The 24,665-nt window shown below is 61.2% G+C and carries 22 protein-coding genes and 2 pseudogenes; 16 read left to right on the top strand and 8 right to left on the bottom strand.

Features of this window, described 5'->3' with window-relative positions; translation table 11 throughout:
- Positions 1-5: 5 nt before the first annotated feature.
- The 5 genes and pseudogenes from SG26_RS22140 to paaE form a co-directional block, all read left to right on the top strand.
- Positions 6-179: pseudogene (locus tag SG26_RS22140) on the top strand (PacF protein); the annotation flags it as partial.
- Between the two features lie 54 nt (positions 180-233).
- Positions 234-533: pseudogene (locus tag SG26_RS22145) on the top strand (PacF protein); the annotation flags it as partial.
- Positions 533-1,366, top strand: a complete 834-nt coding sequence (gene paaC / locus SG26_RS00540) for a 1,2-phenylacetyl-CoA epoxidase subunit PaaC (RefSeq protein ID WP_050036549.1) — start codon at positions 533-535, stop codon at positions 1,364-1,366. The pseudogene SG26_RS22145 and the gene paaC, both read left to right, overlap by 1 nt.
- Complete coding sequence (paaD, locus tag SG26_RS00545; RefSeq protein ID WP_014030898.1) at positions 1,359-1,793, top strand: 1,2-phenylacetyl-CoA epoxidase subunit PaaD; 435 nt, start codon at positions 1,359-1,361, stop codon at positions 1,791-1,793. Before paaC ends, paaD begins: the two co-directional genes overlap by 8 nt.
- Positions 1,790-1,957 (top strand): 1,2-phenylacetyl-CoA epoxidase subunit PaaE, encoded by a 168-nt coding sequence (gene paaE, locus SG26_RS21425; protein ID WP_004594293.1) that lies wholly within the window; start codon positions 1,790-1,792, stop codon positions 1,955-1,957. Before paaD ends, paaE begins: the two co-directional genes overlap by 4 nt.
- 100 nt (positions 1,958-2,057) lie before the next feature.
- Here the strand turns inward: paaE and SG26_RS00550 are convergent, their stop codons facing one another.
- Both SG26_RS00550 and SG26_RS00555 read right to left on the bottom strand, forming a co-directional pair.
- The gene (locus SG26_RS00550; RefSeq protein WP_050036550.1) at positions 2,058-3,509 is read right to left on the bottom strand and encodes an aldehyde dehydrogenase; all 1,452 of its coding nucleotides are present in this window, start codon (positions 3,507-3,509) and stop codon (positions 2,058-2,060) included.
- A gap of 147 nt (positions 3,510-3,656) precedes the next feature.
- On the bottom strand, positions 3,657-4,115 hold the full coding sequence (locus SG26_RS00555) for a MaoC/PaaZ C-terminal domain-containing protein (protein WP_008308373.1): 459 nt from the start codon (positions 4,113-4,115) through the stop codon (positions 3,657-3,659).
- 98 nt (positions 4,116-4,213) lie between these two features.
- Here SG26_RS00555 and paaI point away from each other — a divergent pair, with 98 nt between their 5' ends.
- Positions 4,214-4,609 carry a hydroxyphenylacetyl-CoA thioesterase PaaI gene (gene paaI / locus SG26_RS00560; protein ID WP_050036551.1) on the top strand — a complete coding sequence of 132 codons (396 nt, stop codon included), beginning with the start codon at positions 4,214-4,216 and terminating at the stop codon, positions 4,607-4,609.
- A 3-nt stretch (positions 4,610-4,612) separates the two neighbouring features.
- Here the strand turns inward: paaI and paaK are convergent, their stop codons facing one another.
- The gene (paaK, locus tag SG26_RS00565) at positions 4,613-5,902 is read right to left on the bottom strand and encodes a phenylacetate--CoA ligase PaaK (protein WP_044952595.1); all 1,290 of its coding nucleotides are present in this window, start codon (positions 5,900-5,902) and stop codon (positions 4,613-4,615) included.
- A gap of 131 nt (positions 5,903-6,033) precedes the next feature.
- Between paaK and SG26_RS00570 the strand changes: the two genes are divergently transcribed.
- A complete protein-coding gene (locus tag SG26_RS00570; protein WP_050036552.1) occupies positions 6,034-7,206 on the top strand; it encodes a thiolase domain-containing protein in 1,173 nt (390 codons plus the stop codon).
- The gene (locus tag SG26_RS00575; RefSeq protein WP_050036553.1) at positions 7,203-8,639 is read left to right on the top strand and encodes a zinc ribbon domain-containing protein; all 1,437 of its coding nucleotides are present in this window, start codon (positions 7,203-7,205) and stop codon (positions 8,637-8,639) included. Before SG26_RS00570 ends, SG26_RS00575 begins: the two co-directional genes overlap by 4 nt.
- Positions 8,640-8,648: 9 nt before the next feature.
- Here SG26_RS00575 and SG26_RS00580 read toward each other — a convergent pair whose 3' ends face one another.
- Positions 8,649-9,791, bottom strand: a complete 1,143-nt coding sequence (locus tag SG26_RS00580) for a thiolase family protein (protein WP_050036554.1) — start codon at positions 9,789-9,791, stop codon at positions 8,649-8,651.
- Positions 9,792-9,890: 99 nt separating this feature from the next.
- On the opposite strand from SG26_RS00580, the gene SG26_RS00585 reads away from it, so the two are divergent.
- Both SG26_RS00585 and SG26_RS00590 read left to right on the top strand, forming a co-directional pair.
- Entirely contained in the window at positions 9,891-10,775 is an 885-nt protein-coding gene (locus SG26_RS00585; protein WP_050036555.1) for a 3-hydroxyacyl-CoA dehydrogenase family protein, read from the top strand.
- Positions 10,772-11,584 (top strand): enoyl-CoA hydratase/isomerase family protein, encoded by an 813-nt coding sequence (locus tag SG26_RS00590; RefSeq protein WP_050036556.1) that lies wholly within the window; start codon positions 10,772-10,774, stop codon positions 11,582-11,584. Before SG26_RS00585 ends, SG26_RS00590 begins: the two co-directional genes overlap by 4 nt.
- Before the next feature lie 105 nt (positions 11,585-11,689).
- Here SG26_RS00590 and SG26_RS00595 read toward each other — a convergent pair whose 3' ends face one another.
- Positions 11,690-12,460: an IclR family transcriptional regulator gene (locus SG26_RS00595; RefSeq protein WP_014030889.1), complete on the bottom strand. Its 771-nt coding sequence runs from the start codon at positions 12,458-12,460 to the stop codon at positions 11,690-11,692.
- 112 nt (positions 12,461-12,572) lie between these two features.
- Between SG26_RS00595 and SG26_RS00600 the strand changes: the two genes are divergently transcribed.
- Positions 12,573-12,899, top strand: coding sequence for an EthD domain-containing protein (locus SG26_RS00600; RefSeq protein ID WP_050036557.1), 327 nt, complete (start codon positions 12,573-12,575; stop codon positions 12,897-12,899).
- A gap of 60 nt (positions 12,900-12,959) precedes the next feature.
- Here SG26_RS00600 and SG26_RS00605 read toward each other — a convergent pair whose 3' ends face one another.
- Positions 12,960-13,430: a VOC family protein gene (locus SG26_RS00605; RefSeq protein ID WP_014030887.1), complete on the bottom strand. Its 471-nt coding sequence runs from the start codon at positions 13,428-13,430 to the stop codon at positions 12,960-12,962.
- 192 nt (positions 13,431-13,622) lie between these two features.
- Between SG26_RS00605 and SG26_RS00610 the strand changes: the two genes are divergently transcribed.
- The 5 genes from SG26_RS00610 (at position 13,623) to SG26_RS00630 (ending at position 21,359) form a co-directional block, all read left to right on the top strand.
- Positions 13,623-16,472: a penicillin acylase family protein gene (locus SG26_RS00610; RefSeq protein ID WP_050036558.1), complete on the top strand. Its 2,850-nt coding sequence runs from the start codon at positions 13,623-13,625 to the stop codon at positions 16,470-16,472.
- Positions 16,473-16,602: 130 nt separating this feature from the next.
- Positions 16,603-17,850 (top strand): ABC transporter substrate-binding protein, encoded by a 1,248-nt coding sequence (locus SG26_RS00615; RefSeq protein WP_050036559.1) that lies wholly within the window; start codon positions 16,603-16,605, stop codon positions 17,848-17,850.
- An 8-nt stretch (positions 17,851-17,858) separates the two neighbouring features.
- Entirely contained in the window at positions 17,859-19,883 is a 2,025-nt protein-coding gene (locus SG26_RS00620) for an ABC transporter permease (protein ID WP_014030884.1), read from the top strand.
- Complete coding sequence (locus SG26_RS00625) at positions 19,876-20,640, top strand: ABC transporter ATP-binding protein (RefSeq protein WP_014030883.1); 765 nt, start codon at positions 19,876-19,878, stop codon at positions 20,638-20,640. The genes SG26_RS00620 and SG26_RS00625 overlap by 8 nt, the downstream gene beginning before the upstream one ends.
- Complete coding sequence (locus SG26_RS00630) at positions 20,637-21,359, top strand: ABC transporter ATP-binding protein (protein ID WP_014030882.1); 723 nt, start codon at positions 20,637-20,639, stop codon at positions 21,357-21,359. Before SG26_RS00625 ends, SG26_RS00630 begins: the two co-directional genes overlap by 4 nt.
- Positions 21,360-21,633: 274 nt before the next feature.
- Here SG26_RS00630 and SG26_RS00635 read toward each other — a convergent pair whose 3' ends face one another.
- Both SG26_RS00635 and SG26_RS00640 read right to left on the bottom strand, forming a co-directional pair.
- Complete coding sequence (locus SG26_RS00635) at positions 21,634-22,386, bottom strand: IclR family transcriptional regulator (protein ID WP_050036560.1); 753 nt, start codon at positions 22,384-22,386, stop codon at positions 21,634-21,636.
- A gap of 1,094 nt (positions 22,387-23,480) precedes the next feature.
- Entirely contained in the window at positions 23,481-24,611 is a 1,131-nt protein-coding gene (locus tag SG26_RS00640) for an ABC transporter ATP-binding protein (RefSeq protein ID WP_050036561.1), read from the bottom strand.
- Positions 24,612-24,665 lie beyond the last annotated feature (54 nt).

The raw sequence follows: 24,665 nt of genomic DNA on the forward strand, positions 1-24,665 counted from the left end.
GAACAATGATTTGGGAAGTATTCCGACAACAGAGTCCGGACGCGGATTTCGTTCACTGCCGGGATGTCCACGCACCCGACCGAGAGATGGCGAAGCAGTTCTCGGTCATTCAGCACGGACGACGGAAGCCAACCCACGCCCTCTGGGTTGCCCCGCAGGAGAAAATCACGCAGGTCGACCCCGATGCAGAGAGCCATGGCGAGGTCGGAAACAGCGCCGAGAAACCGTGGGCTGTCTTCCGGCAGGACCAGCCCGGCGGGTATCACGCGCACTGCGGTGATGTCGAAGCCCCCAGCACCGCCGGCGCAGAACAGGCGGCGATTGCGGCGTTCACTGACGACGACCCCAACAGTCTCTGGGTCGTACAGCACCAGTACATCGGTGAAGTCACCGAGGACGACGTGAGCTTCGGCGGAACGACCAACAAGTCCTACCGGTTCGCACAGACGTACAACGTCGATCCGGCTGCTGAGGAGGTCGAAGCCTCCGAATCCGAGCAGATAGAAGCGGAGAAACAGCGAGGTGAGATCTAATGGCAACAACGGAATCCGACCTCGGCGGTCCAGCCGACCTGTCCGAGGACGAACAGCGCGCAGTCGAGGCACAGCTACTCCGACTCGCCGACGACGAGCTGGTTCAGGCCGAACGCTACACGTTCTGGCAGGTGCGTGCGCCGACACTGGAATCGGATCTCTCGATTTCGAACAACGCACAGGACGAGCTGGGCCACGCCCGACTGTGGTACGATGCGGTACAGCAACTCGGCTACTCCGAGGAATCGCTCATCTACGAGAGCGACCCCAGCGACTTCCAGCACAGTACGCTCGTCGAGCTACCGTTTGCGGAAGGTGACTGGGCCGATGCTATCGTCAGAGCGTACCTCTACGACGTCGCTGAAGACATCCGCCTCTCTGCGCTCGAGGACTCGTCGTACGAAATCATCCGGAACAGAACGAGTCGCATCCAGGGCGAGGAAGGCTATCACCTCGAACACGCCGAGAGCTGGCTGGACCGGATGGCACTGGACGAGGAGGCCAGCGAACGCGTTCAGGCGGCTATCGACGAGCTCTACCCGTACGCCCTCACGCTGTTCGAACCCGTTGGCGACGTGGAGGCCGACATCGACCGGCTGGGCATCCGCACGATGACCCTCGACGAGATGCGCACCGAGTGGGAGACCCGCGTCGAATCGTTCCTGACCGAACTGGGGTTCGACGTGCCGACCGATGCTGCCCCCGCAACGCCGGCAGGCCGGGACAACGAACACACCGACCACTGGCACGACCTACACGACGAAATGACGGCCAGTTACCGGAATCTGGGCCGTGACGAAGCGACGCTGATAATGGCGGCCGACGATGAGTAGCGACTACGACCGGCCACGCGCGGACGCTGATGCTACCGCGTGTTCGTACACCGACTACGAGACCAAAGACCACGCAGCGGACGACGTGCCGGCCACGGGCGAAGACGCCGACGGCATTGAACGCGACGTGTGGGCGGCGCTGTATCAGGTCGAGGACCCGGAGATGCCGGTCAGCATCGTCGACCTGGGCCTCATATACGGGCTCGACGTGTCCGACGGTGCTGTCACGGTCGACATGACGCTCACCTACAGCGGCTGTCCAGCGCGCGAGATCATCCTCGATGAGGTCGAGGAGGCCGCCGAGAGTGTCGACGGAATCGAGACCGCGTCGGTCCGACTGGTCTGGGCCCCGGACTGGTCGATTGATCTGGTCACAGAACAGGGCAAAGAAGCGCTGCGGGACTTCGGCATGAGTTTCGACGGATGAGTGAACCCGACCCCAGTGTCACGACCAGCGGCGAACAGACGGGCGCTGAGTGCCCGTACTGTGGCTCGACCGACACCGAGCGGAAACACCCACGCGGGCCGTCGCGGTGCCAGTCGATTCATTACTGCAACGAGTGCCTGCAGCAGTTCAAAAAGTTCGAGTAAGCAGTTATTACTCGCTAGTTTTGCCTTCGGAGTTTCACAGCGTGAGGCAGAGCGGTGGAACTGTTGCTGGCTGCCTGGGCACGACTCGTCGGGGGAAGTTTCAGCCGAGGTTGATGTGGACGTTTTTCACCTCGGTGTAGGCCTCGATAGCCTGCTCGCCCTGTGCGCGGCCGTGGCCGCTCTGTTTCGTGCCGCCAAAGGGTGTCTGTGGCCAGGTGTTGGGCGTCTCGTTGACCATCACCATCCCGTAGTCCAGGCTGTCTGTGACGGTGTGTGCGCGAGTCAGGTCGTTCGTCCAGACGCAGGCGGTGAGGCCAAACGGTGAATCGTTTGCGACCGCAATCGCTTCTTCCTCGTCGCTCACTTCGATTGCGGTGAGCACGGGACCGAAGATCTCCTCCTGTGCAATCGTCATCCCGTTGTCCACGTCGGCAAAGACGGTCGGCTCGACGAAGTGACCGGTGTCTCTGTCCGCAGGAACGCCACCACCAGCCACAACAGTCGCACCCTCCTCCTTGCCGGTCTCGATGTAGTCGAGTATCTCCTGTTGCTGGCCCGCGCTGACGACTGGTCCCATCTGCCCATCGTCGTCGATGCCACCGCCGAGTGGGATGTTCTCTGCGATCTCTGCCATCCGGGAGACCATCTCGTCGTAGACGTCCTCGTGGACGACGATACGCGAGTTCGCCCAGCACATCTGCCCGGCGTTCATGAAAATCCCGTACTGGATGCCGCGGGCGGCGGCATCGAGGTCAGCATCGGGGAACACGACTGCTGGCCCTTTCCCGCCGAGTTCGAGCGTTACGTCGGCGACCGCATCGGCAGCACTGCGCTGGACCGTCTTTCCGACACCTGTACTCCCGGTGAAAGTGACGTGATCGACGCCCTCGTGTCCGGTGAGTGCGTCGCCGGCCTCGGAGCCCTTCCCGGGAACAACGTTGACGACACCATCCGGAAGGCCCGCTTCTTCGGCGGCTTTCGCGTAGTACAGCGCCGACAGCGGCGTCATAGCGGACGGTTTGAGGATAACGCTGTTCCCCGCCGCCAGCGCCGGTGCCAGGCCGCGGCCGGCGAGCTGGAAAGGATAGTTCCACGGCGCGACGTGTGCGGTCACACCGACCGGCTCGCGGACGGTGTAGTTGAGCCGACCGCTCTCGACAGGAATCTCGTCACCGCGGATCTTGTCCGTCCAGCCGGCGTAATGGCGGAACGTATCGGTGACCATGTCGATTTCTAGCCCCGCTTCGAACGGCGTTTTCCCGTTGTCGTGGGATTCAACCATGGACAGTTCGTCTTTCATCTCCTCGATGGCGTCGGCCATCGCGTGGAGTTTCGCCCGGCGCGTCCCCGGGTCCATCGTCGCCCACTCTGAGCCGTCTTCGACGGCCGCCTGTGCCGCCTGTACCGCATCGTTGATATCAGTCGCCTCGGCCTTCTGTACCGACGCGTAGGGCTGCTCAGTTGCTGGGTCCTCCGTCTCAATGCTGTCGCCGTTGGTCGCTTCTCGCCATTCTCCGCCGATATACAGGTCTGTCGGGCCGGTGTACTCCATTGCAATAACAGAGGGAGTGCGCGGCGTCTTAGTTGTTATTATTGATCATTAATGTCTGGGTGGCGAGAGCGCGATCCTCGATCTCCAAGTCGCACAATCGAGGCACTACCCGCTACCGATGCATCGCTTTCAGACGCGTCAGTTGACTCACTCGCGTTTCTTGATCAGGAACTTCATGTCGCCCTTGAAGACGACGGTTCCGTCCTGGTTTTCCATTTCAGTGTCGAGGACGACTAACCCGGCGTCGTCGCGCCCAACCTCCTTGGTGTTGTCAACGACGATCTCCAACTGGAGTGTGTCGCCGATGTGGACCGGGTTCGGGAGGTCCATGTAGTTCATCCCGAGGAACGCGAACGCGGTCCGCTCGACGATACCGGTCCGGTAGACGAAGCCGGTCGCCTGAACGAACGTCATCGGCCCGTGTGCGATCCGCTCACCGAACTCCTGTTCTTCCGCGTACTCCTTGTTCGTATGCAGTTCCGTCCAGTCGCCCGACAGCGCAGAGTGCATGACGAAATCGGACTCGGTGACCGTCCGGCCGACACTGATAAACTCCTGTCCCTCTTCGAAGTCCTCGAAGTGGTGTGGCTCGTAGCTGTACGCCATAGTTCCCCATCTGATAGCAGACATTTATATTTTTACGCTCCGCTGACAGCAGCGGCGACCGGTATATATTTATTATTCCTGATAGAACCACAGGCCGTATGTCCGGCGTCGCCGACGAAGTCAGAGAGCGCATCGAATCCGACGCGTACTGCGAAACCCTCGGCATTGACGTCGTCGAACTCGACTCGGGGTACGCCCAGACTGAACTGACGATTACCGAGGACCTGCTGAACTTTCATGGGACGCCCCATGGCGGTGCGGTCTACTCGCTCGCCGATGCAGCCTTCGCCGCGGCGTCGAACTCGCACGGCGAGGCGGCGGTCGCACTGGAGACGAACATCTCGTATTTAGACGCCGTCGAAACCGGTGAGACGCTGTCTTCGGTCGCCGAGGAGACGCATCTCGCGGACAGCACCGCAGAGTACGAGGTAACGGTGACTGCACAGGATGGCGAGCGCATCGCGACGTTTCGCGGACGAGTCTACCGGCCCTGACAGTCAGTCACGGTGGTCGTAGACGCGTTTTACTTTGCCGACCTGCGTTCGGTCGATGCTCCCGGGCGCAACGAGTTCGAGTTCGTCCGGGGTGAACGCGAGCACGTTCTCCAGTCGCTCGATGATTTCGTCTTCCAGCGCTTTGTCGCCCGGCCCTTGCTCCGCAGTCCGTTCGATGGTGAGTTCCAGGACGTCGAGGTTGTTCTCCTCGTAGAGGTCGATGCGGTAGTGCGGAGCGACGCCGTCGATGTCAAGCACAGCGTGCTCGATTTCACTGGGATAGAGGTTCACGCCACGGACGATGAGGAGGTCGTCAGTCCGACCGGTGACGTTGTCCATCCGAACCATCGTCCGTCCACACGCACACTCGTCGTAGTTCAGCGTCGTCAAATCCCCGGTCCGGTATCGGAAGACCGGTAACGCTTCTTTGGTGAGTGTTGTGAGAACGAGTTCACCCTCCTCGCCTTCCTCGACTGGTTCTTTCGTCTGTGGGTCGATGACTTCCGGGTAGAAGTGGTCCTCCCAGATGTGGAGCCCGTCCTGTGCTTCGTGGCACTCACACGAGACGCCGGGACCGATGATCTCCGAGAGCCCGTAAACATCGATGCCGTCGACGCCCAGCCGCTCTTCGATTTCTGCCCGCATCGGATCGGTACACGGTTCCGCTCCGAAGATAATCGTCGAGATCGGCAGGTCGCTGGGGTCGTGGCCCATTTCCTCGGCCGTTTCGGCGAGGTACAGCGCATACGACGGGGTGCATGTGAACACATCGCTCTCCAGGTCGGTCATCAACTCGACCTGTCGCTGGGTCTGGCCGCTCCCGATAGGGATAATTGTGGCCCCCAGCTCCTCGGCTCCGTCGTGAAGCCCCAATCCGCCGGTGAATAGCCCGTATCCGTAGGCGTTCTGGACGGTGTCGCCCGGTTCGGTCCCACTCGCAGCCAGCGAACGGGCAACGACTTCGCTCCAGCTGTCGAGGTCGTCATCCGTGTACGAGACGATTTTCGGCTTCCCGGTCGTCCCGGACGACGCGTGGATCCGGGCGACGTCCGCATCGTCGACGGCGAACAGGCCATCGGGGTACTCGTCGCGGAAATCCTCTTTCGTCGTCATCGGCAGTTTCGTGATGTCGTCGATACTCTGGATGTCTTCGGGCGAGACGCCCGCTTCGTCGAGCTTCTCCCGATAAAACGGGACGTTCTCGTAGGCGTGCGTAACAACCCCCTGTAATCGGTCGGTTTGCAACGCACGCAGCTCTGTACGGTCAGCCGCCTCCAGTTGCTTGTACACCATCGTCAATGATAGAGTGGAATGATAGTGATAAAATGGTTTGGGATTGACCACTCCGAGTGCCGGTCGTGCTTGCTGTGTGACTGTCGGCAAGTGATGCAAAGCTATTTTTCAGTACCCTCAGAGTTCCATGTATGCGGGACGCGTATCTCATCGGCGCAGGGCAAACGCCGTTTGGCTCGATGCCCGAAGAGAGCTACAGATCACTGTTCGACCACGCAGTCAGCGAAGCCATCGACAGTGTCGACCACGGTATCGACACGGATGCAATAGACGAAGCGGTCGTCGGCTCACTCGGCGTGGGCGGTCGACAACTCGGTCTCTCGGGACCGGCAGCAACCGAACACGCCGGGCTGCACGGAATCCCCAGCGTGCGCGTCGAAAACGCCTGTGCTGCGTCGGGCTACGCCGTCCGTCAGGCGGTGCAGGCAGTCAAAAGCGGGATGGCCGACGTGGCGCTGGCTGGCGGCGTCGAAGTCATGACAGACATGAGCAGCGACGTGACGAAGTACTGGCTCGGCGTCTCCGGCGAAACAGAGTGGGAACGGCTGACCGGGACGACGTTCTCCGGCGTCTATGCACAGATGGCAAGCGCGTATCTGCGGGAGTACGGGGCTAGCGAGGAGCACCTCTCGATGGTGGCGGTCAAGAACCATCGGAACGGCGCAAAGAACCCGAAGGCCCATCTGGGCTTCGAGTGTTCCCTCGAAGACGCCGTCGACGCCCCGGTCGTCGCGGACCCGTTGAACCTCTATCACTGCTGTCCGACCTCCGACGGCGCAGCCGTCGCTCTCGTCGCCAGTGAAGACGTCGTTGAGCAGTACACTGATGCCCCGGTTCGGGTCGCCGGAGTCGGCGCGGCCAGCGACCGGGTCGGGCTCTTCCAGCGAGACAGCTACACCGCGATTTCTGCATCAGAAGCGGCTGCGGACACAGCCTACGACCGCGCCGGAGTCGGCCCCGACGACCTCGACTTTGCCGAGGTCCACGACTGCTTCACGATCGCCGAACTGCTTGCCTACGAGGACCTCGGGTTCTGTGACCGCGGCGAGGCACCGCAGTTGCTTGAACAGGGAGCGACCGAAGCTGACGGAGCCATGCCGGTCAATCTCTCCGGCGGGCTGAAATCGAAGGGCCACCCTATCGGCGCAACCGGGGCCGGACAGCTTGTCGAAGCGTTCAAACAGCTCACCGGCAGCGCCGCGGACCGGCAGCTAGCGGCCCCGAAGTACGGGCTCACTCACAACGTGGGTGGGAGCGGCGGCAGCGCAGTTGTCCATATCCTCGAACGGGAGGCTGCACGATGACTGCGTCAGGGCTCGCGGCTATCGGCGCGTACGCACCTCGCCTGCGGATCGACGCCGCGGAGTTCGAAGCCGCCTGGGGTCGGTTCGATGCAGCGGGGGTCGACGAGAAAGCGGTTCCCGACGCCGACGAGGACGCGGTCACGATGGGTGTCGAAGCCGCACGCCGTGTGCTCACTGCGGCCGACGCGTCCGGGACGGATGTCGCGCACTTGGCCTTCGCGACAACGACACCACCGATGGCGGAAGAGGACCTTGCGGCGCGACTCTGCAGTATTCTCAACGTCCCCGACAGCGCAAAGACCCAGACCATGACCGGCTCCACGCACGTCGGTGCGCAGGCACTGGACGCAACCATGGACGGCGGGCCGTTCGGGGACGGTGTCGGCCTCGTCGTCATCAGTGACTGTCCGCAGGGCGAACCTGACAGCGGGATCGAACACGCCGCCGGTGCCGGGAGTGTTGCGGTCGTTGTCGATGAGGACGGTCCCGGAACCGTCACTGAGCGAGCGTCACACACTGAGGCCTACCCCGGAACGCGCTTCAGAACGGGTGGGGACGACCGGACGACCGGCCTGGGTGTGACGCAGTACGACCGCGAGGCGTTCACGACCACGCTCGGCAGTGCGGCCGACAGACTGGACGTGTCGATGGATACAGTCGATGCGGCAGCGGTCCAGTCCCCGGACGGGAAACTCCCGTATCGGGCAACAGGTGCGCTCGGGGTTGACGCAGAGACTATTGCCGCCGCGGACACAGTCAGTACGCTCGGGGACACCGGCGCTGCCAGTGCGTTTCTCGGAGCGGCGACAGCGTTTGCAGACGACGCCGAACGCGTGCTGATCGCAGCGTACGGAAGCGGTGCGAGTGCGACGCTGTTCGTCGCCACTGGTCCTGTTCCGGTCAACACTGCACTGGACGGTGCCGTCTCCCTGTCCTACGCCGAGTACCTCAGGCGGCGAGGCGAGATTACGCGCGACGAACCCGAGGGTGGCGGCGCCTACGTTAGCGTCCCGTCCTGGCAGCGGACGCTTCCGCAACGCCACCGGCTCGTCGCCGGCCGGTGCTCTGCGTGCGGTACACTGAATTTCCCGCCCACCGGGGCCTGCAACGACTGTCACGAGCGCACCGGTGATTTCGAGACTGTCGAACTGCCCGGGACCGGGACAGTCGAGGCAGTAACGACTATCGAACAGGGGGGTGCGCCACCGGAGTTCGTCGCCCAGCAGTCCAGCAGCGGCGAGTTCGATAGCGCTATCGTCGCGCTTGATGATCCATCTGGCGAGCAGACTGTGAGCGTCCCCGCACAGGTGCTCGATACAACCGACGAGGTCACGATAGGCACCTCCGTCGTGCTGACGACGCGGCGCATCTACACGCAGGAGGGCGTCATCAGATACGGCTTCAAAGCACAGGTCGCCAGCCAGCGCCGGTAGCCGACAGCATCAGGGACGCTCGAACACAACCGCGACGCCCTGACCGAAACCGACACACATCGTCGCCAGTCCGTGCGTCGCCTCCCGCCGTCGCATCTCGTGTAACAACGTTGTCGTGATCCGCGCCCCCGAACAGCCAAGCGGGTGGCCGAGCGCGATAGCGCCACCGTTGACGTTGAGCCGCTCGGCCGGAATCCCCAGCTCGCGCTTGCAGCGGAGACTCTGCGCGGCAAAGGCCTCGTTGAGCTCCACGAGGTCGATATCGTCGATTGTCAGTCCAGTGTCGTCCAGTGCGGCACGCGTCGCCGGAATCGGTCCCCGGCCCATGACTAGCGGGTCGACACCAGCGACGGACCGCGTCTTGACCCGGCCGAGAACATCCAGGTCGTGCTGTTCTGCGTACGCCGCCGAAGTGACGAGCATCCCGGCCGCGCCGTCGGTCAGCGGTGACGCGTTCCCCGGCGTTACTGTCGCCGCCTCGTCGTCGCGGAACACCGTCGGGAGTTCGCTCAACTGCTCGACTGACGTGTCTGCTCGCGGTGTTTTGTCGCTCTCTACCGCTGTCTCGCCGGTGTGGACTGGCACGATCTCTGCGTCGAACCGCCCGCCTTCCATCGCAGCGACCGCACGCTCGTGTGACCGCAGCGCGAACTCGTCCTGTGCTGTACGGCTGATGTCGTGGTCCCGTGCGATGGTTTCGGCCGTTTGCCCCATGGGTAGCCTGTCGGGGTCGTACCGCTGTTCGATAGCTGGATGCAGCCAGTCGGAGAAGGGAACGGTGCTCATGTGTTCGACGCCGGCGACCGGGTACACCGCCCCGTCGCCCGCCTCGATGGCGCGAGCGGCGTCGACGAGCGTCGTCAGTGACGAGCCACACAGGCGGGTCGTCGTCGCCCCAGGCACCGTCTCGGGGAACCCACCGGCGAGTATCGACTGCCGGGCGAGGTTGCGCCCCTGCTCTGCCTCCTGGTTTGCACACCCGAGCCGGAAGTCGTCCCACTCGACGGCCGGGACATCGGTCCGGTCAACGAGTGCGGCAAGCACAGCGGTGACGAGGTCCTCGGGATGTGTCCCGGCCAGCGCGCCATCCTTCGGTACCTGTGGCGTTCGTACGGCGTCGACAACAACGGCTTGCGAGTCGGAAGCAGTCATCCTCACCGACTCCTATCGCGGCCGCCGTATTAAATGCAGGCCACGCCGGCGCCGAGACGCAAGCAACGTTTTTATCCTTCGCTACTGTGCTGAGAAACGATGCACGTAGCTATCCTAGGCGCCGGTACCATGGGACACGGTATCGCTCAAGTGTCGGCAATGGCCGGTCACGACGTCACTCTCCGAGATATCGATGCGGATATCGTCGACGAGGGTCTGGCCGCCATCGAGTCGAATCTGGAGGAGGGTATCGACCGGGAGAAAGTGACCGAATCCACGGCTGAGGCAACCCTGGACCGCCTCACCGGGACGACATCGCTGGAGGAAGCCGTGACCGGGGCAGACCTCGTCGTGGAAGCAGTCCCCGAAGACATGGAAATCAAACACGAGACGCTTACCGAGGTCGAATCCCACGTCGACCCGGCGACGCTTATCGCTTCGAACACCTCCTCGCTGTCACTGACTGAGATAGCGAGCGTCCTCGACTATCCCGACCGAGCCATCGGCCTTCACTTCTTCAACCCGGTTCACATCATGGCACTCGTCGAAATCGTCGTCGCGGAACAGACGAGTGCCGAGACGGTCGCGCGTGCCCGCGAGTTCGTGGACGGGATCGACAAGACACCGGTTGAGGTGGCCGATGCACCGGGCTTTGCTTCCTCCCGCCTCGGCGTCTCGCTGGGCGTCGAAGCGATGCGGATGGTGCAGGAGGGCGTTGCAACACCACAGGATATCGATACCGCGATGGAACTTGGCTACAATCACCCGATGGGGCCGATCGAGCTCGGCGACGTCGTCGGTCTCGACGTCCGGCTCGACATCCTCGAGTACCTACGTGCGGAACTCGGTGGACGGTTCCGCCCGCCACAGATTCTGAAACGGAAGGTCCGCGCGGGCAAACTCGGCAAGAAATCCGGCGAGGGGTTCTACGTCTGGGAGGACGGCGACATCGTCGGCACCAGCGGCGACTGGGGGGACGCATGACGGACCTCGCTGACGCCGCGGTGGACTGTGAAACGGTTTCGGTGAGCGTCGGCGACCGCGTCGAGAACGTCGCTACCGTCGAATTACGCCGTCCGGAGGCCCGAAACGCGCTCAACACGCAGTTGCGGTCGGAGTTCAAACAGGTCTTCGACGCAGTTCCGGACAGTGACGTACGTGCTGTCGTGTTGACTGGCGCGGCAGACACCGGCGCATTCGTTGCGGGTGCCGACGTGACGGAACTCCGCGAGCGGGATATGCTAGAGCAACGGGAGGCGAGCAAGCGACCGCGGGTCTACGAGTACGTCGACGAGTGCCCGATGCCGGTCATCGCCCGCATCAACGGGCACGCGCTCGGCGGCGGCTGTGAGCTGATTCAGGCGGCTGATATCCGGATCGCGCACACGGACGCGAAGTTCGGCCAGCCGGAGATCAACCTCGGCATCATGCCCGGCGGTGGCGGGACACAGCGGTTGCCACGTCTGGTCGGCGAAGGCCATGCGATGCGGCTGATCCTCACCGGCGAACTCATCGACGCGACGGAGGCCGCTGACATCGGCCTCGTCGACGAGGTCCACGACGACGACTCCTTCGACGAGCGCGTCTACGATCTAGCGTCATCCATTGCAGAGAAAAGCCCCGCGGCGCTCGAATTTGCGAAGAAATCCGTCCGCGCAAGCTCCCGCATGGACCTCGAAGCCGGCATCGAGTACGAAGCCGAACTGTTCGCGCAACTGTTCGCAACTGGTGACAAGGACGAAGGAATCGACGCGTTCCTCGAAGACAGAGAGCCGGAGTGGACCAGCGAGTGAGCGCGTCCCCATCCCAGAACGAAGTCCCTAGCTTGGCTGATACCGCACACAGGGAAGAACAGTCCAAAAACAGCCAGTTGCCCCGCTAGAACTGCGCTGGTGGTCTCACGGATGGGCCATGTTTATCCCGATTTCGTTGACGACGCCCAGTAGCAGCGTCGGCAGTTCGTCCCGGAGAATGGGGCCTTCAAGCCGGCTTGCCGGGCCGGAGACACTGATCGCCCCGATGGCAACGTCGTTTTCGTCCGTAATGGGGGCCCCGACCGCGTGCAGTCCCTCCACAGACTCCTGAAAGTTGAACGCGTAGCCGCGGTCACGTATCGTCTCGATTTCCTCCCAGAGTTCGTCCCTGTCGGTGATCGTCTGTGGCGTCCGGCCGGGCAGGCCGTGCCTGTCGATGGTCTCCGTGATCTGGCTATCCGGAAGGTGTGCGAGTATGGCCTTCCCCGCGGCGTGCTGGTGGAGATAGTTCCGATGGCCGACCCGGGCGTACGTCTGCACCGAGTGTTTGCCCTGCGCGCCGTAGATGTGGACGCTCCGGCCGTGTTCTTCGACTGCACACCAGATCTTTTCCTCGGTCTCCTCCGCGAGTTCGTCGACTCTCGGCTTGGCCTCGTCGTAGAGCCGGTATTTGTTCCGCGCCACTTCGCCGTAGTCCAGAAAGCGGATACCGAGCTGATACTCGTTGTCGTCCTCGACGAGGAGGCTGTTGGCCGCGAGCGTCTTCAGGTATCTGTGCGTTGTACTCTTCGCACAGTCGAGGTGGGCCGTCATCTCCGACACGGTGGCCGTGTCGTGTTCCTTGAGATACTCTATAATCTCGATCGCTCGCTCAATCGTTCCGACCGGCCTGTTGACAGCGGGCGGGATTGCCATACGTACACACATGACTAATTGGCTTACAAGTGTTTTGTTCGAGTAGCTTGAATCGGTGGCAGCCCTGTCTGATCGGTAAGTAAAAGCCACTCCGGGGCGACACGGGGAACGCATGACAAAAATCGTCGATTTGCTCGTCCGGAGAGATGGCTACACTCACGAGGAGTTTGCCGACCGATGGCAAGGCGATCACTCGGAGCTGGCGAAGGATCTGCCGGGACTGCAACGCTACGTAACATCCGTGCCAACGGACCCGGAGCGTGCAGCCTACGACGGCGTGCTTGAGCTCTATTTCGAGGACATGGACGCACTCAGCGAGGCGTTTGATTCCGACCTCGCCGAGACGGTCCAGGCTGACGCGGCTGAGTTTATTGACCTGGAGGCCGGCCCCCGAATGATTGTCGAGGAAACGGTCCAGCTCGACGAAAGAGACGACTGATAACGTCGCTCCAGCTGTTCCCGTTCGACTCCGTTTCCCGAGAGCGAACCGTTGCAGATATCAGCCATCGAGTCGGCTTCCATCGACGTAGAGTTTCTCGGCGGGCGGCCGCTCAGCGTCGTAGCTGTCGTGATACTCGAACAATTGAAAGAGCGCCCCGGTCGGGTTCGACGGTGGGACAAACGCCTCGGTCCAGTCCTGGTACTCGCGGTACTCGACGACGCTGTAGCCGTTGCGTTCCAGGACCGCTTTCATCGCGTCAATAGCAGCCACTTCGAGCGTGACGTGGTGGAGTCCCGGACCGTGGTCGTCGAGATACGACGTGAGGAACGTGTCCGGTGCCTCCGGAGCGATGAGTTCCAGCCGCGACGCCTCCCGACCGAAATCGTACTGCGCCCAGCGAAACCGCCCTTCGACGGACTCTTCGATGAGTTTCCGACAGCCGAGGGCGAACAGGAACGGTTCGGCGTCACTGATGTCCTCGACAGCGATTCCGATATGATCGACACGGATCGGCGTCTCCTGAGACATGGCGAGGACTGCGTCAGGCACCCAATTATATGCTTGGGTCGGACAGTGTGTCTCGATCTCAACGGGACGCCAACTATCCCGTATAGCATCCGTTCCCTCTCCACCCTACTACTAACGAATGTGAACAGACACACTCGCTCCGCCCGAAATGTTCCCAAATATTTATTAAATATCCAGACTGTCGACTACGGGATGCCAGCACAGCACCAGCAATCGCGGCGGCACCTCACACGACGAACGCTCCTGAAGACGGGCGCGGCGGTCACCGGCATGACCGGTATCGGAGCCGTGGAGACGGAGTTAGCGTACGCACAGGACGATGACGCGACGGTCACGATACGACGAGACGACTACGGCGTGCCACACGTCTACGCCCGCGACGCCGACAGCCGTGCCCCGGTGTTCTATGGGTTCGGATACGCGACCGCGGCCGACCGGCTCTACCAGCTAGAACTGTACCGGCGGTACTATCACGGGACTGTCGCTGCGGTCCTCGGCTCGGGTGACGGGGACACCGACTGGGTCCAGTTCGATATCGAGGCGCGGCGCAACACCGCCGGCGAGCCACCGCTCGACGAGCAGGCCGCTGAGCAGTTGACGGCGGACCAGCGAGCGGTCCTGCAGGCGTTTACCGACGGCATCAACCGGTACATTACCGACGTCCGTGAGAGCGAGGAGCTGGAATTCCACCAGGCGTTTCAGGAGCACGGGTTCGAGCCCGAGGCGTTTACTACGGCGGACACCGCGGGGATGTTCGTCGCCAGTATGGCATATTTCAGCGGCTTCCAGCTGGAGACCCTCAGCGCGACTGTCCTCGACGCACTCACACAGGAAACAGGGAGCGAACAGCGTGCCACGGAGCTCTTCGAGGACCTGCAGTGGGGTAACGACCCCGGCTGCCCGACCTCGACAGTCCAGCCATCGGATGCCTACTCCCCTCCCTATACTGATGTCGGGGCAGGGTCGACACCCAACGTGACCGGGGGACAGGAGACAGACAGGGTGACGCGCGGGGCAACCGGCGCGTCTGTGACGCCGAGCAACTTGGTCACCGGTGGTGACTACACGCCACCAACTGACGCCGACGGGATGCACGAGGCAGAGATGGAGCGGATGCGAACGCTTGCGTCCGGACTCGACAGTCTTGGCCTCCCGATTAAGTACGGCAGCAACGCCCTCGCTGTTCAGGGTGATATCACGGCCAGTGGCGATGCGCTACTGATGGGCGGGCCACAGATGGGGTTCAACACGCCCTCGATAATGTACGAGGCGAGCCTGCATGGTCCGGATTTCGATGTCGCCGGTGTCACTGTCACGGGGTATCCGTTCATCATGTTCGGCCACAACCGCAACGGGGCACTGACTTCGACCGCCGGAATCGACAACTGCATCCAGATGTTCACGGAGTCGATCACGACCAACGCGTCGGGTCCGGACACGTACACCTTCCAGGGCGAGGAGTACGAGGTCGAAACAGCCGAGCAGACGATCACTGTCGCCGACGGCGAGGACGTGACGTATACTGAACGGTTCACACGCCATGGTGTCGTGACACAGTGGGACCCCGACAACGGGGAAGCGCTGGCGCAGACGAAGTCATACGCCGGCCGGCACATGAACTGCTGGCGGGCCTTCTACGAGTGTCAGTTCGCGACGGACGCCGAGGAGTTCCGGGAGTCAGCACAGCGCTGTGACTATGCACTGAACTTCATGTGGGCAGACAAGGACGGCGACATCGCGTATGTTCACTTGGGACGGTATCCGGACAGCGAAGCAGTCGACTGGGACACTCGGTTGCCGGCCGACGGAACGCAGTACGAACTCACGTCGGCGGACTACCTGCGCGCGGCTGACGGTGACGTGCCCTACGCGATCAACCCCGCCCCGGGGTACTCGGCACAGTGGAACAACAAACCCGCACCGGACTGGAACAACGGCGACCTGAGCTATTCGTGGGCGACCGACCACCGCGTGCAGCGGATCATCAATCTGGTCGAACAGCGGTTAGTACAGGAGGGGACAGTCGATTATGAGTTCCTGAAGACCGTTATCTACGATATCTCCTTCACCGATCTGCGTTCGATTCGGTACAGAGAGCATCTGCTCGACGCGCTTTCGGACGCAGACCTCTCCGGCACCGAACAGCAAGCCCGCGACGAACTGGCTTCGTGGGACCACTTCGCCCAGGCCGACGGCGAAGACAACGAGGGACGCCACTCTGCCGGCTACACGATCTGGGATGCGACGTTCCCGTACATTCTGGAAGAGGTTTTCAGCGAGACGTTCGGGAGCGCATACGGACCGGCATCGTACTTCCTCGACTACGACTACGGGCGCGGCACCCTGATGCGGGTCCTCAACCCGGCGGAGACAGCACTGCCGACGCAGGCCGAGTACGCCGATGGAGATATCACGGACGCGCTGGTCAGGGCGTTCCGGACCGCAGTGAGCGAACTCGCCGAGCGATACGACGGCGACCCGGAGTCCTGGCGGCGTGAGGCAGCCCTGCACGAGTTCGACAACCTCGCGCTGTTCGGGATGCCTATCGGCGTCACGTCCGCGGGGAACACGGCGCTGATGAACCGTGGGACCGAGAATCACGTCGTCCGGCTCAGCGACGACCCGCAGGCAGAGAACATCCTCCCGCCCGGAAACGACGGCTACGTCGCTCCAGACGGCACTACCGGCGAACATTACGACGACCAGCTGGCGATGTTCGAGGACTTCGAGTACAAACAGTTGTTGTTCGCTGACGCCGCTATCGAGTCCGCAACGGCTGAAACCCGTGAGTTGACGCGGTCAGCAAGCCCGGCTGACGGTGCCACCGATGACACGCCGACGAGTGAGGGCACTGAGACAGACGAGAGTACTGTGGCCGGTGGGGCGACAACTCCTGCCGAGACAGAGAGCACGGTCACAGCGACGGAGACGAATACCGGGACTGCCGCCAGTGGTCCCGGCTTTACAGCACTGACTGGGGCGACCGCAGTACTCGGGACTGCGCTGGCGTGGCTGTACAGACAGGACGACAACACCAGCTAGCCCCCACGGCGGTGGGGATCAAAAGCCGCGAGACGCGATAGTGGAGTTACCGAACGCGGCGAACAGCGCGAGACACGCCGACAGGGGGCAAGGCTTTAATACGATTTGCTTAACAATAGATAATGAACCTATGTCGAGCGAAGGTACCTCACCAGACAGTAGTGTGGGAATCGACCGTTCACGGAGACAGTTCATCGCCGCCGCTGGCGCGGTCGGCGCGCTTGGCCTCGCCGGCTGCCAAGGTGGATCAACAGGTGGCGAGGAGGCGGTGACCGTCGCGAGCCTGAATCCAATGACTGGCCCGTTCAGCTCTCTCGGGCCGGGCCAGCGTACTGGCGCTGAACTCGCTGTAACGGAGATAAACAACAACGACGACTACGACTTCGAGTTCGAGCTGGTGACGGGCGATACAGAGACTGAGGCCGGGGCCGCACAGTCCGAGGCCCAGCGTGTCGTTCAGGAAGAGGGGGCAGAGTTCGTGTTCGGTGCGATTTCAAGCTCCGTTGCGCTCGGGCTGAACGACTTTGCCGCGCAATCTGAGCATATCTACTTCCCAGGCGGCGCAGCGGTTCCGATCACCGGGTCTGCCTGCAACGAATGGGTGTTCCGCTTTGAAACGAACACTGCACAGATCGCTGAGGCGATATCGGCGTATTCAGTCAACAATCTGGGGAACAACGTCTGGTTCCACTACGCGGACTACGCGTACGGCGACTCGGTGTACAACCGCACGAGCAGACGAATGGAGAGTGCCAGTGACGACTACACCGAGGTCGGGACATCAACGTCGGCGTTGGGTGCCAGCAACTACGGCTCGTTCATCACGCAGATCAGCAACTCCGACGCTGACGTGGTCGTGTTGGGGATGACCGGTGGTGATCTGGTGAACTTCACTAACCAGGCCGCAGATCAGGGCCTCACCGACCAGATGGCTGTTGTCGGTCCGACCCAGACGTTCCAGAGCGTCCGTGCCGGGACCGGGTCGAACAGCGTCGGCACCTTCGGCGGCGCTCGGTATGACCCCTCGCTCGAGACCGGGGACAATCAGGCATTCGTCGAGGCCTACGCCAGCGAGAACGACAGAGAGCCCGGCAACTTCGCCCGCGTCGGCTACGACTCGATGCGGCTGATGGCCAAGGGAATGAACGAAGCCGGGAGCACCGAACCCGGGGATGTCCGAGACGCCCTCGAAGGTGGCACGTTCACGACAGTGCTTGGGGATATCACGCTTCGGGAGAGCGATCACCAGGCCACCAATCCGACGTGGATGGCCGAACTCGTCGAAGGCGATGGTGGTTCAGCGGATGTCGAACTCCTCGAGCAGGTCCCGGGTTCGGAGACGCTGCCACCAGCCAGTGACCTCGGCTGTGAGATGTAGGTAGCACAATGGTTGCTGCCGACTTCATCGAACAACTGCTGAATGGCCTCACCCTGGGGATGGTTTACGTCCTGCTAGCCGCCGGACTGTCGGTCATTTTCGGCGTGATGGACGTGATCAACTTCTCCCATGGCGAACTGTTCGCACTCGGTGCGTATTTCTCCCTCAGCATCATCGCGCCGTTCGGCGCGGGGACTGGGTTCTGGATCGCGATAGTGGTTGCACCGGTCGCCGTCGGCCTCATCGGTGCCGCTATCGAGCGAACGACTGTCCGACCGCTGTACGGTCGAGACCCGTTATATCACATTCTCCTGACGTTCGGGCTCGTGCTCGTGATCAACGACGGTATCCGTCTTATCTGGGGGACACAGCAACGACAGCTAGCTGTCCCGGAGTATCTGAGTCGGCCAGTGTCCATACTGGGCGTCCAGGTGTCCGTGTACAATTACTTCATGATCGTCTTTGCGGCGCTGCTCGCGGTAGTGACGTGGTACCTGCTGAACCGGACGAAGTACGGGATGATCATTCGTGCCGGATCGCAGGACCGCGAAATGGTCCGAAACGTCGGTATCGACATCGACCAGTACTACACGCTGGTCTTCGGTGTCGGTGCGGCGCTCGCTGCCGTCGCCGGGATCGTCCTCGGCGGCTACCAGAACGTGAACACCGGCATGGGGAACAGCGTCATCATCCCGGCGTTCGTTGTCGTCGTCCTCGGTGGCCTCGGTAGCTTCAGGGGTGCCGTCTTCGGCGGGTTGCTCGTCGGTGTCGTCCAGACGCTGATGCGGGCCTACAGTGGGTCTGTCGTGGCAACGGTCGGCGATGTCACGCTGAGCGTTCCCAATCTCGAGGGGTTGACTGTGTACCTGCTCATGATCGCCGTGTTGCTCGTGAAACCGCAAGGACTGTTCGGAACGCGAGGTGACGAGTCGGAAAGCGAGGGCGAGATCCTCGTCGGGGGGTACGGCGGGGTACTGGCGGACAGCACACGGGTACGGCTCGGCGGTATCGCCGTTGTCGCGCTCGCGCTCGCCCCACTCGCGATTCTGTTCATGGGCGACCAGTACTACCTCGTCGTTCTCAACGAGATCCTGATCTGGGCTATCTTCGCACTGAGTCTCGATATCGTGATGGGCTATGCCGGCCTGGTCCCCCTGGGCCACACGATGTTCTACGGCGTCGGTGCGTACACCGCCGCGCTCGTCATGTTGCACTATTCGCAGTCGGTTTTCGTCGTGTTGCTCGGGGCGATTCTCATCTGTGCTGTCCTAGCTTGGATCGTCGGCAGCCTCTCGATTCGGGTCTCCGGCGTGTACTTCGCCATGATCACGCTGGCGTTCGCGGAACTGCTCTACAGCGCTGTGTTCAAGTTCGACTTCACCGGTGGGAGCGACGGCCTGCTCGGCTTCGAAGCGTTCCTCGGATTCGGTACTGTCGGGGCGTCGCTCTCGAACATCGAGTTCGGGCTCCTCGGCTACGAACTCGGACAGCAGTTCGTGTTCTACTATCTCGCCTTGCTCATCGCCCTGCTGTCGTTCCTGTTCGCTCGGCGCATGATGAACGCGCCGTTTGGCAGTGTCCTGCAGTCGATTCGGGAAAGCGAAGAGCGAGCGGAGTTCATCGGGTACGACGTCAACAGATACAAGCGCCGGGCGTTTGTCATCAGCGGCGGAATGGCTGGACTGGCTGGCGGCCTCCTCGCAATCAGTCCGTCGACAGTCATCATTTCACCGGACCAGACCCTCAACTGGATCCACTCTGGTGAAGTCATCGTCATTGCGCTGTTTGGCGGAATGGGGACACTGTACGGTCCCATGATCGGCTCCGGTGTCTTCTTCGGTGCCGAGGAGTTCCTCTCGTCGTACACCGACCAGTGGCGGCTTATCATCGGGACGATGTTTATCCTGTTCGTGCTGTTCGTCCCACGCGGTATCGTATCGATTCCGTCTCTCGTCGCACAACGGCTGGAGACGGCCAACAACGCGGACGGTCCTGTCGACATGGATGAGCCGGAAGTGAGAAGCGATGACTGAGACTGTACTCGAAACGGACGGACTGACGAAGCGGTTCGGCAAGCTCACCGCTGTTGACGACGTGTCGCTGTCGGTTGCGGACGGTGAGTTCAGGAGCGTTATCGGGCCAAACGGGGCCGGGAAGACAACGACGTTTAATCTCATCACTGGCGCACTATCGCCGTCAGCGGGTGTCGTGCGGTTCAAAGGTGAGGACATCACTGACGTCGCGCCACACGAACGGGTTGGCCGCGGACTGGGCCGCTCGTTCCAGATTACGAACGTTTTCGGCGGTCTCACCGTTCGAGAAAACGTGCGGCTGGCAGCACAGTCCGTCCACAGTGACGAGATCAATCCCAGCGAAGCGCTGTTCCGTGACAAGAACGGCTTCGACGAGATCACGGAGCAAACCGGGACGGTGCTGGAACAGATCGGGCTCCAAGACAGGGCTGACGAGCACGCGGAGGCCCTGGCGTACGGCGATCAGCGACGACTCGAACTGGGGCTCGTGCTGGCGACAGACCCCGCCCTCGTCATGCTCGACGAACCGACCGCCGGAATGAGTAGCGAGGAAACACAGGCCACGATGGACCTCATCGATGAGGTCCTCTCGGATCGGTCGTTGATGCTCATCGAACACGATATCGACCTCGTGATGCGTGTCTCGGACCGGATTACTGTCCTTACTCGCGGCGAAGAACTCGCAAGCGGGACACCCGACGAGATCGCAAACAACGAAGACGTCCGCGATGCGTACCTCGGTGGTGTCCGAGAGTGACTGACCCGCTCCTCTCTCTCGAAGATGTCCGGGCCGGGTACGGGATGACCGAGGTGCTACAGGGCGTCTCGATGGATGTCGAACGCGGAAGCGTTGTGTCGCTGGTCGGGCGCAACGGCGTCGGCAAGACGACGACGCTACGGTCGATTGTCGGTAACATCACCCCGACTGGTGGGTCAATAACGTTCAACGGCGAGGACATCACGACACGCAACTCCGAGGCGACGATCCGGAGCGGCATCGGGTTCGTTCCCGAAGAGCGACGGATCTTCCCCGAGTTGACCGTCCGAGAGAACATCAGAATGGGTGAAATCGGTGCCGAGTCGCCTGATGGGCCGTCAGTCGACGACGTACTGGATATGTTCGAGAACCTCGCGGAGCGAGAACACAAGGACGGGTCGGTCCTTTCCGGTGGCGAACAGCAGATGCTCGCGGTCGGCCGCGCCCTGACTGCCGACCCGGATCTGTTGTTGCTTGACGAACCGACGGAAGGGCTCGCACCCTATGTCGTCCGGCAGATAGAGGACCTGATCCTCGAACTGAACGAACAGGGTATCACGGTGCTGGTCGTCGAGCAGAACATCCCGGTCGCACTGGCGGTCTCGGAGTACACGTACATCCTCGAAAAGGGCGAGATCGTCCACGAGGGGACTGCGGCGGAGATCCAGAACAACGAGGACGTACTCGACAGACACCTCGGCGTCGGTGTCACTGACTGACTATGGCGACAATCGCCGGGCACGACCCGATCCCCGGTCACTAGCCGTATAGCACAGGGCCCCGTTCGAGACGGGGCTTACCGACCATAGTTCGAGCCCCATGCACCGAGCGGTAACGACCACTAGAGTGCCAACACATCAAGAGTGTCAACATGTAACACGGAAAGTTCTATTCTATTGAATCGGCTTCTATCGTGCTATAGCGTTGTTCCGAAGGGATTTGAACGGTCTCACAGGTGTCTTGCCCAGATCAGTGGTGTTCGAGTCAGTAGAACTACTGATACGAGAGATTCACCTGTAGCTCGCCGGAGATCCCACGGATAAGGTCGGTCAGTTCGTTTTCGATGCGTTCGGAGTCCAGCCGGTTCGCTGGTCCCGACACGCTGATGGCACCGTACGTGTTGCCGGCGTTGTCTACCAGCGGGGCACCGACGCCGGCTACGCCTTCGAGGAACTGGTCGATGCCGTAGGCGACGCCGCGGTCCTGAATCTCGTCGAGTTCTGCTTCGAGTTCCTGCCGCTCCCGACCGTCGGGGAGGGGGTAGTCGTAGCTTTCGAGGATTGTCTCCCGCCGGTGTTCCGGCAACACTGAGAGGATTGCCATGCCACCAGCGAGCCTGTACAGTTCGGTGTACTGGCCGATCTGTGAGTTTGTCTGAATCGCCCGACTGCCGAGCGCTTTGGCCAGGAAGACCGCCTTTCCGTTCTCTTCGACGATCCACCACGCTTTCTCGTCGGTTTCGTCGGCTATCTCGTTCAGTTTCGGGGCGACCTCCTGGTACATTTCCTGTCGCTCGCGGACTTTCATCCCGATATCCAGAAACCGCAAGCTCAGCCGATACGCCTTGTTCTGGTCCTGGACGACGTAGCCTCGGCTCTGGAGTGTCGAGAGATGAACGTGGACTGTGCTCTTGGGCATCTCCACCCGCTCTGCCAGCTCAGTGACGCCGAGTGCCTGTTCCGTTTTCAGTGCTTCAATAATGTCCAGCACCCTCCCGGCGGACTCTATCGGGCCTTGTCCTGTCATACGCGTATATTCGGCTAACTGTTTATAAAATTATTCAACAAGATTGAACTCTGTGTCCGGGGACTGTGTTATCAGGTGTATTCCCAGTGGCATCGCGACGACTGCACCATGATATACTACCCAAAACTCGGCAATCCAGTGACTCTCCTAAATTCCGTCCGTCCGTTTACGTACCTACTGACCACTGTATTGCCACTGAGAAACGGAGTAAGGCGGCGGCGTCCCGGTGCTCTAATGCCGGCCGATGCAGATGTCGGACGTGGCACTTGCTGTACACCAGGATGTTCAATCAGCTTGAACTCGGCCGCAGCATACGAAATACAAATGAGAATATAGCGAGGATAGCAGCGTTACCGGGACTAGTCCTGTCACGGTCTCCCAGTCCGTTTCGATTCGCCCTGTTCGTGCTCAGCACTCTCCTTGCACAACCGCAATCGCTTCTCGTATCGCCTCGATACTGGTCTGCACTCCAACGCCGACACTATCACCTACGGCCGGTAACTCTCAGGCTGATTCTGAATCAGATAATAGATGTACGCCTGTTATCCTATGGCTGTATCTCTGAGATATGTGCGCTCCAGAGCGCAGTGCAACCATCCGGCCTACAGTGAGGGTTGTTCACAGGTGTTGAATCTCAGTCAGGGTTGCATCTGTCTCCCCTCTGCTCCCGACGCCTAGTGAGACGTGTAGAGCAGTCGACCACTCCGATAATATTTGTATGCCTGTTATCTGAAGGCCATGCAGATGTCGTATTACGAAACACAGTGCCGTTGCGGTACTGACCCCTCACAACGACAACAGTTCATATAGCAAGTGACTGCGCCTCGCTAGCTACTTCTGGTGACTGCGTGAATGAATTTCATATTACGAAACTAACTCCCACACCCGCTCGCAGAGCGGAAATATTGAATACTGAGCAAGCACGTCTCAGACCATCTCGTCAGCAACCCCTGCTCACAGAGCCGTCAAAATGGGTCGGTTCCGCGCTGGTCCTCCCAGTGGCTCCTTTGGTATTCTTCCGGCCGTCACTGCCACTGGTACCCTTCTCGGGTATTCTCAAGCCACGTTCTATCGGGCGTCGCGGAATGAGAAAATCAGGCTGCAACCGGATTCTCTTCGTCGATTTCCGTTTCACTGTTCTTGATCGCAGTGCCGGAGTCCGCATCAAACAGATGGATGACCTCCTCTGGGAACTGCAATCCGACCGTGACGCCATTCCCGAGGTTTGCTCCATCCTCGACGGTGACCGTATACTGCTGCCCGTCGATAGTCACGTACACATGAAACAGGTCCCCAAGTGGCTCAACGACGTCGACGGTCGCGGCAACGGTCTGCTCCGGGCCAGTTGCGGTGCTGAGCTGAATATCTTCAGGCCGGACACCGACGATGACTTCCTCGTACCCGTCGAGCTGGGCGGCGGTTTCAGCGGACAGCTCGTAGGTAAACTCCTGGTGCACTAGCGACCCGTCCTCGACAGCGGCAGGAATGAAGTTCATCGAGGGCGACCCGATGAACCCTGCGACAAACCGATTGGCTGGACGGTGATAACACTCCAGTGGCGTTCCAACCTGCTGTAACACGCCATCGTCCAGAATAGCGATCCGGTCGCCCATCGTCATTGCCTCCGTCTGGTCGTGAGTAACGTAGATCGTTGTCACGTCGAGTTCGTTCTGGAGGCTCTTTAGCTCGGTCCGCATTTTCGTCCGGAGCTTGGCATCCAGATTGCTCAGTGGCTCGTCCATCAAGAACACTGCTGGGTCTCGAACGATTGCTCTCCCGAGCGCCACCCGCTGTTGCTGGCCTCCAGATAGCTCCTTTGGCGGATCATCAAGCAAGTCCTCGATGCCCATCATCTCGGCTGTCTCGGTTACACGCTGTTCAATCGTTTCTGTATCTAGATCCGTCGTCATCTTCAACCCGAACGACATGTTCTCCTCCGCAGTCATATGTGGATAGAGCGCGTAGTTCTGAAAGACCATCGCGATATCGCGGTCACGGGGCTCGGTGCCGATGACAGACTCGTCTCCGATCAGAATATCACCCTCAGTCACCGTCTCAAGCCCGGCGACCATCCGCAAGGTTGTCGATTTTCCACAGCCGGATGGGCCGACCAGTACCAGAAACTCGCCGTCGTTTAGCGACATATTCACCGTATCGACAGCGACAACCTCGTCGCTCCCGTCGGAGAACGTCTTGACAAGGTTATCGAGCTCTAACTGTGCCATGCGATACCTGTTATTGTTCCACAGAGATATATAATAGTTTGTGTTTTTCGATTA

The organism is Haloarcula sp. CBA1115, assembly GCF_000827835.1.
In the GTDB taxonomy this organism is placed as follows: domain Archaea; phylum Halobacteriota; class Halobacteria; order Halobacteriales; family Haloarculaceae; genus Haloarcula; species Haloarcula hispanica.